Below are 10,748 nucleotides of genomic sequence, written 5' to 3' on the forward strand. Positions count from 1 at the left end.
ACGCGCCTCCGCCTCAGCGGAAGCTGATCAGCCGGAACAGCGGCGCCAGATAGCTCATCTCCTGGCCGGAGGTCGGCGTGGTGCGGCTGATGAAGTCGAAGATCTTGCCGTCCTGCAGGCCGTAATTGGCGATACGGCGGACCTGGCGGTTCTTGTCGAAATAGATCGCGATCACGCGCTGGTCGATCACCTTCTGCGGCATGAACGCGACCGCACGCTCGGTGCGCTGGGAGATGTAGTAGAACACCTCGCCGTCCAGTGTCGCGACGGTCGACGGCGTGCCCATCACCAGCAGCACCTGATCCTGGCTGGCGCCGATCGGGATCTGCTCCAGCGCACCGTTGGGCAGAATGTAGCCTTTCTGGAATTGCTCCGACGTGCAGGCCCCCATGCCGGCGCCGACCAAAGTCAGCGCCACGGCCAGGCCGAGGCTGCGCGGCAGCGAAAAACGGCTTCGCGGCGCGTCGGCGCGCCTGCTTCGGTCGATCGAAATACTCATCCGGGAGTTGGCCTCATCCCCTTGCATCGCGCAGGGCGTTGACGTACCGGGCAGGAACTCGGAAAGCAATCCCGAAAGGCCCGCACGGGCCCGGACCTGGAACCCGCGATGATCTGGCCGTTCAATCTGCTCCGTCCGCCCCGGACGCCGCCGCGCGGCACCATTGAAGCGATCTATGGCACGATCGTGACGCAATCGCGCCTGCCGGCCTTTTATCAGGAATTCGGCGTCGCCGACACGGTCAACGGCCGATTCGAGATGCTGGTGGTGCATCTGTGGCTGGTGCTGCGGCGGATTCGCAGCATCCAGGACGCGTCGCCGTTCGCCCAGGCGCTGTTCGACTATTTCTGCAGCGACCTCGACGCCAACCTGCGCGAGCTTGGGGTCGGCGATCTGTCGGTGCCGAAGCGGATGCAGGCGTTCGGCGAGGCGTTCTACGGCCGCTCGGCGGCGTATGATCTGGCGCTCACCGAAGGCCGCGAAGACCTCGAGCTGGCGCTGAACCGGAACGTTCTCGACGGCGCCGACATTGAAAATGCACGGAAGCTGGCGGTCTATGTCGGGCAGGTGATCGCGGCGCTCGACGCCGTGCCGCCGGCCAAGCTGCGCAGCGGCGAATTGCCGTTTCCGCAGCCGACTGCGTAAGACAAAGGACGCTGGACGATGGCGAGCGAAGACAATCCGTGGAGCGTGCCGGTCGTGGTGCTGCAGATTCCGGAGACCGGGCTGCATCGCGACATCGCGGCGACCGCACCTCAGTGCGAGGCGATCAGCGCGCTCGGCGGCCTGCGCGGCGTCGCCGAGGCGACTGCGTCTTTTGATCTGAAGCCGTTCGCCGACGGCCGCGTTCAGGTCACCGGCCGGGTGCGCGCCAAGGTCACCCAGACCTGCGTGGTGACGCTCGATCCGGTCGACAACCTCGTCGACGAGGCGGTCGATCTCACCTTCCTGCCGCCGGAGCAAATTCGCGAAATGGCCGATTCGGTCGATGACGACGGCGAGCCCGATCCGGGCGATCCGCCGGAGGCGATCGAGCGCGGCTTGATCGATATCGGCCGTGTCGCGACCGACGCGCTGTTTCTCGGGCTCGACCCCTATCCGCGCAAGCCAGACGCGGTGTTCGAGCCGATCGTCGACCGCGACGATCCCGATATGAACCCGTTCGCGGCGCTGAAAGCGCTGCAACTGCCGACCGGCACCGCGGCCCCGCGCAAGCCGAAACGCTGACCCCGCGGCGGCTGCCAGGCGCGCCACGGCCGTGCCGGAGCGCTGCCGAAAGACGCCCGCCGACACGCTACGAAATGCGACTTAAATCTGCCCGATCAAGATGTTGTATCGGGGCGGAGAACGGCTATTGTCCGGCCGCATCGGTGTGCAGCGCTGCACGCTTTATCACCGCCCCCGATGGGGCTTTTTTTGAGTCCGCGGCCAAGCGCTTCAAGGTCGCAGGCGATCAGGCTTCCGGAACGCCCATGCCTCAGAAAGTTCGAATCGCGCTCGACGCAATGGGGGGCGATTTCGGCCCCTCCGTCGTGATCCCCGGCGCGGCGATCTCCCTCGGCCGGCATCCGGACGTCGAATTCCTCCTCTACGGCGATGCCAAGCTGATCGAGAAGGAGCTTGCCGCGCATCCGGCGCTGCGCAAGGCGTCGCGGGTGATTCACACCGACGTCGCGGTGGCGATGCACGACAAGCCGAGCGTGGCGCTGCGCCGCGGCCGCTACAAATCGTCGATGTGGCAGGCGATCGATGCGGTGAAGAAGGCCGAGGCCGACGTCACGGTGTCGGCCGGCAACACCGGCGCACTGATGGCGATGGCGCGATTCTGTCTGCGAACGCTGCCCGGGATCGATCGTCCGGCGATCGCCGCCACCTGGCCGACGATGCGCGGCGATTCGGTGGTGCTCGATCTCGGCGCCTCGATCGGCGGCGACGCACACCACCTCAAGGCGCTGGCGGTGATGGGCGCGGCGATGGCCAGCGTGCTGTTCGATCTCGAGCGACCGACGGTCGGCCTGCTCAACATCGGGGTCGAGGAAATCAAGGGCGGCGAAGAGATCCGCGAAGCCGCCGAGCTGTTGCGCGCGATGGATTCGCAACGGTTCGAATTCATCGGCTTCGTCGAGGGCGACGGTATCGGCAAGGGCGCCGCCGACGTGATCGTGTCGGAAGGCTTCGCCGGCAATATCGCGCTGAAAGCGGCGGAGGGCACCGCTCGCCAGCTCGCCGAATATCTTCGCGCCGCGATGTCCCGGACCTGGCGGTCGAAGATCGGCTATCTGTTCGCGCGCGACGCTTTCAAGGCGCTCAAGGACAAGATGGACCCCAACAAGTCCAACGGCGGCGTCTTCCTCGGCCTCAACGGAATCGTGGTCAAGAGCCACGGCGGAACCAATGCCGAGGGCTTTGCCTATGCGGTCGATGTTGGCTATGACATGGTCCGCTACGATCTCCTGACCAAGATCAATCAAACGCTCAATCGTGATGCCGGCGCGTTGGTCGCGACGCCGGGTGTCCAGGAGGCTGTCTCGTGACGGTGATTCGTTCGGTCGTACTGGGCTGCGGCGCTTACTTGCCGGAGCGGGTTCTCACCAACGAAGAGCTGGCCCGGACCGTCGACACCTCGGACGAATGGATCGTCCAGCGCACCGGAATTCGCGAGCGCCATATCGCCGCCGACGGCGAATTCACCTCGCATCTGGCCACCAAAGCCGCCCAGGCGGCGCTCGACAATGCCGGCCTGACCGCCGATCAGATCGACCTGATCGTGCTGGCGACCTCGACCCCTGACCACACCTTCCCGGCGACCGCGGTGCAGGTGCAGGCCGCGCTCGGCATGACCCACGGCGTCGCCTTCGACCTGCAGGCGGTGTGCTCCGGCTTCGTGTTCGCGGTCGCCACTGCGGACAATTACCTGCGGGCCGGCTCGGCCAAGCGAGCGCTGGTGATCGGCGCCGAGACCTTCTCCCGCATCCTCGATTGGAATGATCGCGGCACTTGCGTGCTGTTCGGCGACGGCGCCGGCGCGATCGTGCTCGAAGCGCAGGAAGGCTGGGGCACTTCCGCCGACCGCGGCGTGCTAACCACGCATCTGCGCTCGGACGGCCGTCACAAACACAAGCTGTATGTCGACGGCGGCCCGTCGAGCACCCAGACCGTCGGCCATCTTCGGATGGAAGGACGCGAGGTGTTCAAGCACGCGGTCGGCATGATCACCGGGGTGATCGTCGACGCGTTCAACGCTTCCGGCACCAGTGCCGACAATGTCGACTGGTTCGTGCCCCATCAGGCCAACAAGCGCATCATCGACGCCTCGGCCCAGAAGCTGCATATCGCGCCCGAGAAGGTGGTGATGACGGTCGACCGTCACGGCAACACCTCGGCGGCATCGATCCCGCTGGCATTGTGCACTGCAGTCCAGGACGGCCGTATCCAGAAGGGCCATTTGGTTTTGCTCGAAGCGATGGGCGGCGGCTTCACCTGGGGCGCCGCGCTGCTCCGCTGGTAGTCGGACGCGTAAGATTTTAGCAGCATTTCCATGACGTTCGGTGCTAACTTTGAGACGCTTTAGGACGCGGCGCTGTTGACCGCCGATTGTTAACCTCTTAATTTCAGCGCAGATTTTCTTTCGCCGTGAGGTGGGGCAGGCGATGGCCGGACGAACAGTCACACGTGTCGATCTATGCGAGGCGGTCTACCAGAAGGTCGGACTGTCGCGCACCGAGTCGTCGGCATTCGTCGAACTGGTGTTGAAGGAAATCACCGACTGCCTGGAGCGGGGCGAGACGGTGAAGCTGTCGTCGTTCGGATCGTTCCTGGTGCGGCAGAAGGGGGAGCGTGTCGGGCGCAACCCGAAGACCGGCACCGAGGTGCCGATCTCGCCGCGGCGGGTGATGGTGTTCAAGCCGTCGGCGATCCTCAAGCAGCGCATCAACGCCAATGGCGCTGTGCCTGCGTCGACTACAGAATCTGACGAAAATACCGCGCAAACCGCCTCCGGCGGCTGACGGGGAGCTGGCCCTTGGACAAGGCGCCCGACGCATTCCGCACCATCAGCGAGGTCGCAGCCGAGCTCGACATTCCGCAGCACGTACTACGGTTCTGGGAGACACGGTTCAGCCAGATCAAGCCGATGAAGCGGTCGGGCGGCCGGCGCTACTACCGGCCCGACGACGTCGATCTGCTCAAGGGCATCCGCCGGCTGCTGTACGGCGAGGGGTACACCATCCGCGGGGTGCAGCGGATCCTCAAAGAGCACGGCATCAAGTCGGTGCAGCGGCTGGCTGACGCCGAGGTTCACGCCAGCTTCGGCGCGGTCGAGGCGGCGATCACCAGGTCCGTCGCGGAAGACGAAGAGTTCGAGCCGGTCCCTGGCGGAATCGACGCCGATGACGACGATTACGACGGTGAGGACGAGGGGCTCGATCTGCACGCCGCAATGGCCGAGCCGGACCGTCGCGCCGCGCCATCACCCGCGCCGCGCCGCCACGTTGAGGCGGAACCGCGCCACGCGCCGCGGTTCGATGATCACGAGGACGACGGTCACGACGACGATTTCGCCGTCGAGCCGGCTTCCGTCATGGCTGCTCCCGGCCGCGCGCCACGGTTCGATCTGCCGCCGCTGGAGTTTCCCGCCGCCAAGCTGCCGCCGGCGCCGCCTCCGGTCGATCTGGCTCCGCTCCGCACCGTACTCAGCGACCTGATCGCATGCCGCGAACTGCTCGACGCCGCGATCAAGGATGGCCGAGGGCAGGCGGATAGTCTTGAGCAATAGTCTCAAGAAACGCCTTTAAGCGTAGACAAACCCGGTGTTTTCGTCGTGGCCGGGCAAGTCCCGGCCATCCACGATCGGGCTTCTCGGCGAACACTGAGCCTTTTTGTTGTCAGCCAAGACGCGGATGCCCGAGACATGCCATGCATCAGGCTGTGCAACTGCTGGCGGCCAACACGGCCGGCGGTGGCTGGGCCGCGGATGGGATCGGATCAACGGGCCAGCCCCGCATTCTAGGCCAAACACGTCTCGAATTGATCCTCCGCAGCTTGCGCGAACGCGCGATCGCCGCTACAGCATCAGGGCCGAAACGGCATCGGAGCGTGGCGCAGCCCGGTTAGCGCACTAGTCTGGGAGACTAGGGGTCGAAGGTTCAAATCCTTTCGCTCCGACCATTCGCAGCGATTGCTGCGCGTTGATCAGTGGTTCGATCGCCCCTTTAGAGCAGTGTTTGACAGATCTGACCGGCTATCTCGGTTCGCGACGAGTGGCGGAGTCGTGACGGCCGCAGACGCTGTTAGCATTCTTCCGCATCCTTCCGTGCTTCATTGAAATGTCATAACCTCGTTGCATCGCGACAAGCGAGGATTCGACAATGCGACTGCGTGTGCGAAAGGCGGCCCATTTTCTCGAAAGGTCCGGGCTGGCGCTGGCCGGCGCGGCGTGCGGCACCTTTGTTGGCGCTCATGTCGGCACCAGCTTCGCGGCGCTGACCACCATCGGATTCCTGCTGGCGATGATCGCGCTCGGCGCGGTGGGCTTCTATCTCGGCATCGACATTCCGCCGCTGTCGTTCCACGAACCGGACGAGCAGCCGCGCGGACGCGGCAAGATCGACGCCGCCGAGTTTCTCAGCGCGTTCGGCACCTTTCTGGCGACGCTGGCGGCGTTCGTATCGGTGACCGCCGTGGTGCTGCGGCTCAATCTGCATTCCAGCCTGAGCTGGCTGATCCTGGCCGGCTGGCTTGGCGGCGTCACCATGCAGATCTTCGCCGGCGCGATCGCCCGGCTGCGGCGGCGTCACAGCCATTGATCCATCCGGACCGGGTGAACCAAAACGAAAGCCGCCCCGGAGGGCGGCTTTCCAGTATCGTGGCGAGTTCTGCTTGGCCTGGCCCGGCGCGCGCGGGCAGGCTCCGCAGCGGGATTACTTGCGCCCCAGCACGCCGGCGACCGACTGCGGCAGCGGAATCTTGGCGACGAGCTGCGGTGCGAACACGACTGCCGCGATCGCCAGCGCGATCAGCACCGGCAGGAATTCGAACGACGACACCTCGACCACGATCCAGATCGCGACGATCAGCGCGGCGAGTTCAGCGGCGAAATACATCAGCACCGTGGTGAAGCCGGGCTTGGGTGCTTTGGTCAGCGGCGGCGCGATGAAGGCGACGAACACCGAAAACACCAGAAGCGCAGCCAGCAACAGGAACAGAAAGGCCGCGGTCTGAAGTGTGGCTGCCAGCATCAAGGGTCTCCTCGGATCGACTGAATCTGGCTGCAAGACTAGGGCAATTCGCCGAATCGCAAAAGCGCGCCGCTTGTCCGGAACGCGCCTGACGACGAATGCCGGCCTCACCGCTGCGCCGTTGACGCCGCGGACTCGCGCCGGCGGGTCCGCGCGGCTAAGCTGGCCGCCAAGCCGTGCAGCAAGCGCGGCACCGATAGATCGATAGGGAGTTCGCTCATGGACGCCGTTGCGCCGGTCCGTTTCGACCTTGCCGCGCTGGTCGACGATCTCAACGCGCTGCTGCGGCTGAAGACCACAGTGATCGGGATGAAGCTGTTCAGAACCGTCGCCGAGATGGAGGCGGTGCCGAAGATCCGGCGGCCGAACGCGATCCACACCACCGACCAGATCGTCAGCATGGCTTCGCGGCTCGGCTGGACCGTCGGGATCACCGCTGCCGATCTGGTCGGAGAACAATGCCGCGCGGTGATCGGCCTCGCACCGCAGGACGACCAATGGCTCGCCGGGCGCTCCTATGTCGGCGTGTGGCATGCGACACAGGAAGACGCCAGCGCGCGCCAGCACGCGCTCGACGTGGTGCCGTTCGGCCATCACCAGGCGATGGCGGTCTCGCCGCTGGCGAGCGGCCGGCTCGATCCGCCGGACATCTGCCTCGTCTATGCGACGCCCGGTCAGATGATCATCCTGATCAACGGCCTGCAATATGCCGGCTACAAGAAGTTCGAATGGAGCGTGGTCGGCGAGACCGCCTGCGCGGATTCCTGGGGCAGGGCGCTGAAGACCGGCGAGCCGAGCCTGTCGCTGCCGTGCTTCGCGGAGCGCCGATACGGCGGCGTGCCGGACGAAGAGATGCTGATGGCACTCAGCCCGTCGTATCTTTCCAAGGCGATCGAGGGCATGAAGCAGCTCGGCAGGAATGGCCTGCGCTACCCGATCGCGCCCTACGGGATCCAGGCCGATGTCCGGGCCGGGATGGGCGTCTCGTATGGGAATAAGTAACAACCACTCAACTCGTCATTCCGGGGCGCGAGCGGAAGCTCGCGAACCCGGAATCTCGACGTGGTGAGGCAGGACGTTTCAAAAATCTTCGGGATTCCGGGTTCGCCGCTGCGCGGCGCCCCGGAATGACGGTGTGGGGAGCGCGCTGAAACGAGCGCCTCAGTACGCGTTCTCGCCCTTGAGCAGGGCCCACGGCGTTTTCAGCAGGATGTAGAGGTCGAACAGCACCGACCAGTTCTCGATGTAGTACAGGTCGAACTCGACGCGCTTCTGAATTTTTTCTTCGTTGTCGATCTCGCCGCGCCAGCCGTTGATCTGGGCCCAGCCGGTGATGCCGGGCTTGACGCGGTGGCGTGCGAAGTAGCCGTCGACGGCTTCGTCGAACAGGCGGCTTTGCAGCTTGCCCTGCACCGCATGTGGGCGCGGGCCGACCAGCGACAGATTGCCCTTGAACACCACATTGATCAGTTGCGGCAGCTCGTCGAGACTGGTGCGGCGGATGAAACGGCCGACGCGGGTCACGCGCGGATCGTTGCGGGTGACGACCTTGGAGGCGGTCGGGTCGGCCTGGTGGTGATACATCGACCGAAACTTGAGTACGTCGATGCGCTCGTTGTTGAAGCCGAACCGCTTCTGCCGGAACAGCACCGGACCGGGGCTGTCGAGCTTGATCGCCAGCGCCACCAGCGCCATCACGGGCGCGGCGGCGATCAGGATCAGACCGCCGACGACCCGGTCGAATACCTGCTTTATCACCTGATCCCAATCGGTGATCGGCGCTTCGAAGACATCGAGCGTCGGCACCTTGCCGAGATAGGAATAGGCGCGCGGACGGAACCTGAGCTTGTTGGTGTGCGCGGACAAGCGGATGTCGACCGGCAGCACCCACAGCTTCTTCAGCATGTCGAGGATGCGGGTCTCTGCCGAGATCGGCAACGCGAACAGCACCAGATCGACGCGAGTGCGGCGGGCGAATTCGGGGATGTCGTCGACCTTGCCGAGTTTCGGCACGCCGGCGCAAGTGGGAAGCGAACGGGAGTCGTTGCGGTCGTCGAACACGCCGAGGATGCGAATGTCGGAAGCGTCCGCCTGGTCGGCCCTCAGTGCCTCGATCAGCTTGCTGCCGTTGGCGTCGGCACCGACGATCACGGTGCGGCGGTCGAGTCTGCCTTCGCGCGCCCAGCGACGGACCAGCCCGCGCACCGCAAGCCGCTCGGCGATCAGCGCTGCGAGACCGGCGAAATAGAACGAGGCGAGCCACAGCCGCGACACTTCGCCGCCGAGTTTGGCGAAGAACGATGCGCCGATGAAGAGCAAGAAGACGAACGACCAGGCCGAGAGCAGCCGCGTCATCTGTTGCAGGGTGCCCCGAAAAAGCTGCACCGCGTAAAGGTCGGCGGCCTGGAACACGATGATCGAGGTCATCGTGGTGCCGAGAATGGCGCCGATGTATTCCCAGACGAAGCCTTCTCGGCGCACGAGGATGGCGAAATACAGAGCGATGCCGACCAGCGCGATCACCAGGAAATCGGCGAGCCGCACCGAGCCGGCGATCACGATCGGCGAATAGGCCGGGCGCACCTTTTGATTGGCCACCGCGAGGGCGGCCGGCGACAACCGCTTGCGGCGTTCCACCCGCGGCGCGCCGTCGCCGGAGGCGGCGACCGCGGATCCCGTCGCAGCAGCGCTGATCATCGAACGGGCGCTGATCGGCTCCATTGGTTCATTTCCGTCACTTGCGCCGGCACCACCGATCGGTCGTCCGACGAACTCCCCCGAGTCCCGGCCTTAACGGAAAAGTCGCAAGAAACGGTTAGCGCGATCACCCAAGCTCAGCGCTTCGCCAGCGCCGCGCGGTAGCCCGCGAGCACGCCTTCGACCATCGCCTTCTGCGAGAAATGCAGGAAGATCCGTTCGCGCAGCCGGCGCGCCCGCTCGCGGGCGGCGGGCTGATCGTCGAGCGCCGCGGCGATCGTGGCGGCCATCGCCGCCGGATCGCTCGGGGCGAACAGCGCATCACGATGTTCCGGGCCGAAGATTTCGGGAATGCCGCCGACGTCGGCGGCGATCATCGGCACGCCTGCGGCGGCCGCCTCGATCACCACATAGGGCATCGAATCGCCGCGCGACGGCACCACCAGCAGCCGGCCTTGGCCGAAGCCGTGGCGCGCCTTGACGTGGCCGATGAAGCGCACCGCTGTGCCGAGGCCGAGCCGCGCCACCTGCGCCTTCAGAGCTTCGGTTTCTTCGCCGTCACCACCGAGCGTCAGCGTCACCGCGCGGCCCTCGGCGCGCAATCGCGCGATAGCGTCGATCAACAGATCGGCGCCTTTGATGTGGCGGAACTCGCCGACGTAGCAGACGTCGGTGGCGTCGGCGGCGAGCGTGATCGGATCGAATTCGCCGGCGGTGACACCGTTGAACACACATCTCACCATGGCTTCGGGCTTGCCGATCATCCGCTCGTAGGTGGCGCGTGCGAATTCGCTTTCGAACAGGAAAAGCTCGGTGCGGTTCATCGAGAGCCGCTCGAGCCGGCTGTAGAGCTGGCCCTCGAGCGTCGAGGTCGGGTAGTGCAGCGAGCCGCCGTGCGGGGTGTAGACCCGGATCGAGCCGGACGGCCTCGGCACCACGCGCATGAACACTCCGGCCTTGGCACCGTGGCCATGCAGCACGTCGGGCTTCAACGCGGCGATCAGACGACTGAAACGCACCCACACCATCAAATCGGTGATGCTCGGTTCGCGCCGGATCGGCATTCGATACACGCCGAGCTTCATTCGTGGCGCGATCTCCGCGAGCGCAGCCACTGCGCGGTCACCGCCGGTGAGGTTGTCGGTGATCAACGCGACCTGATGGCCGCGCTCCGCCTGGCCGTTGGCAAGGTCGAGGATGTGGCGGAAGATGCCTCCCACCGGGGCGCGCACCGCATGGACGATTCGCAACGGGAGGTCAGGAGCAGCCGCGCTCATCGGGCCTCCGCCGCGCGCGGCACGCCGCAGCGACAGTCG

The 10,748-nt window shown here is 65.6% G+C and carries 12 protein-coding genes and 1 tRNA gene; 9 read left to right on the plus strand and 4 right to left on the minus strand.

Annotated elements, in window-relative coordinates:
* Window positions 1–13: 13 nt before the first annotated feature.
* Window positions 14–499 (minus strand): outer membrane protein assembly factor BamE, encoded by a 486-nt coding sequence (locus DU475_RS08725; RefSeq protein ID WP_164631753.1) that lies wholly within the window; start codon window positions 497–499, stop codon window positions 14–16.
* Window positions 500–607: 108 nt separating this feature from the next.
* On the opposite strand from DU475_RS08725, the gene DU475_RS08730 reads away from it, so the two are divergent.
* The 8 genes from DU475_RS08730 (at window position 608) to DU475_RS08765 (ending at window position 6,303) form a co-directional block, all read left to right on the plus strand.
* On the plus strand, window positions 608–1,144 hold the full coding sequence (locus DU475_RS08730; protein ID WP_142882707.1) for a ubiquinol-cytochrome C chaperone family protein: 537 nt from the start codon (window positions 608–610) through the stop codon (window positions 1,142–1,144).
* Between the two features lie 18 nt (window positions 1,145–1,162).
* Window positions 1,163–1,726: a YceD family protein gene (locus tag DU475_RS08735; RefSeq protein WP_164631755.1), complete on the plus strand. Its 564-nt coding sequence runs from the start codon at window positions 1,163–1,165 to the stop codon at window positions 1,724–1,726.
* A gap of 245 nt (window positions 1,727–1,971) precedes the next feature.
* Window positions 1,972–3,033, plus strand: coding sequence for a phosphate acyltransferase PlsX (gene plsX, locus DU475_RS08740; protein ID WP_013502467.1), 1,062 nt, complete (start codon window positions 1,972–1,974; stop codon window positions 3,031–3,033).
* The gene (locus DU475_RS08745) at window positions 3,030–4,007 is read left to right on the plus strand and encodes a beta-ketoacyl-ACP synthase III (RefSeq protein WP_013502466.1); all 978 of its coding nucleotides are present in this window, start codon (window positions 3,030–3,032) and stop codon (window positions 4,005–4,007) included. Before plsX ends, DU475_RS08745 begins: the two co-directional genes overlap by 4 nt.
* Window positions 4,008–4,149: 142 nt before the next feature.
* Window positions 4,150–4,506, plus strand: a complete 357-nt coding sequence (locus DU475_RS08750; RefSeq protein WP_013502465.1) for an integration host factor subunit alpha — start codon at window positions 4,150–4,152, stop codon at window positions 4,504–4,506.
* A 14-nt stretch (window positions 4,507–4,520) separates the two neighbouring features.
* Window positions 4,521–5,273, plus strand: coding sequence for a MerR family transcriptional regulator (locus DU475_RS08755; RefSeq protein WP_013502464.1), 753 nt, complete (start codon window positions 4,521–4,523; stop codon window positions 5,271–5,273).
* Between the two features lie 314 nt (window positions 5,274–5,587).
* Window positions 5,588–5,665 (plus strand) — tRNA-Pro (locus tag DU475_RS08760).
* Window positions 5,666–5,865: 200 nt separating this feature from the next.
* The gene (locus tag DU475_RS08765) at window positions 5,866–6,303 is read left to right on the plus strand and encodes a hypothetical protein (protein WP_013502463.1); all 438 of its coding nucleotides are present in this window, start codon (window positions 5,866–5,868) and stop codon (window positions 6,301–6,303) included.
* 114 nt (window positions 6,304–6,417) lie between these two features.
* On the opposite strand, the gene DU475_RS08770 is transcribed toward DU475_RS08765, so the two are convergent.
* Window positions 6,418–6,735: a hypothetical protein gene (locus DU475_RS08770; protein ID WP_013502462.1), complete on the minus strand. Its 318-nt coding sequence runs from the start codon at window positions 6,733–6,735 to the stop codon at window positions 6,418–6,420.
* 219 nt (window positions 6,736–6,954) lie between these two features.
* Here DU475_RS08770 and DU475_RS08775 point away from each other — a divergent pair, with 219 nt between their 5' ends.
* On the plus strand, window positions 6,955–7,737 hold the full coding sequence (locus DU475_RS08775; RefSeq protein WP_164631757.1) for a DUF169 domain-containing protein: 783 nt from the start codon (window positions 6,955–6,957) through the stop codon (window positions 7,735–7,737).
* Between the two features lie 159 nt (window positions 7,738–7,896).
* On the opposite strand, the gene DU475_RS08780 is transcribed toward DU475_RS08775, so the two are convergent.
* Window positions 7,897–9,456, minus strand: a complete 1,560-nt coding sequence (locus DU475_RS08780) for an undecaprenyl-phosphate glucose phosphotransferase (protein ID WP_047308119.1) — start codon at window positions 9,454–9,456, stop codon at window positions 7,897–7,899.
* 113 nt (window positions 9,457–9,569) lie between these two features.
* Window positions 9,570–10,709, minus strand: a complete 1,140-nt coding sequence (locus DU475_RS08785; protein WP_013502459.1) for a glycosyltransferase family 4 protein — start codon at window positions 10,707–10,709, stop codon at window positions 9,570–9,572.
* Between the last annotated feature and the right edge of the window lie 39 nt (window positions 10,710–10,748).

It is taken from the genome of Rhodopseudomonas sp. WA056 (genome assembly GCF_010906995.1).
In the GTDB taxonomy this organism is placed as follows: Bacteria; Pseudomonadota; Alphaproteobacteria; order Rhizobiales; family Xanthobacteraceae; genus Rhodopseudomonas; species Rhodopseudomonas palustris_G.

Excerpts from the sequence above, each read along its gene's own strand:
- DU475_RS08725 (WP_164631753.1), bottom strand. The coding sequence starts at position 499 with ATGAGTATTTCGATCGACCGAAGCAGGCGCGCCGACGCGCCGCGAAGC.
- DU475_RS08730 (WP_142882707.1), top strand. The coding sequence starts at position 608 with ATGATCTGGCCGTTCAATCTGCTCCGTCCGCCCCGGACGCCGCCGCGC.
- DU475_RS08735 (WP_164631755.1), top strand. The coding sequence starts at position 1,163 with ATGGCGAGCGAAGACAATCCGTGGAGCGTGCCGGTCGTGGTGCTGCAG.
- plsX (WP_013502467.1), top strand. The coding sequence starts at position 1,972 with ATGCCTCAGAAAGTTCGAATCGCGCTCGACGCAATGGGGGGCGATTTC.
- DU475_RS08750 (WP_013502465.1), top strand. The coding sequence starts at position 4,150 with ATGGCCGGACGAACAGTCACACGTGTCGATCTATGCGAGGCGGTCTAC.
- DU475_RS08765 (WP_013502463.1), top strand. The coding sequence starts at position 5,866 with ATGCGACTGCGTGTGCGAAAGGCGGCCCATTTTCTCGAAAGGTCCGGG.
- DU475_RS08770 (WP_013502462.1), bottom strand. The coding sequence starts at position 6,735 with ATGCTGGCAGCCACACTTCAGACCGCGGCCTTTCTGTTCCTGTTGCTG.
- DU475_RS08775 (WP_164631757.1), top strand. The coding sequence starts at position 6,955 with ATGGACGCCGTTGCGCCGGTCCGTTTCGACCTTGCCGCGCTGGTCGAC.
- DU475_RS08780 (WP_047308119.1), bottom strand. The coding sequence starts at position 9,456 with ATGGAGCCGATCAGCGCCCGTTCGATGATCAGCGCTGCTGCGACGGGA.
- DU475_RS08785 (WP_013502459.1), bottom strand. The coding sequence starts at position 10,709 with ATGAGCGCGGCTGCTCCTGACCTCCCGTTGCGAATCGTCCATGCGGTG.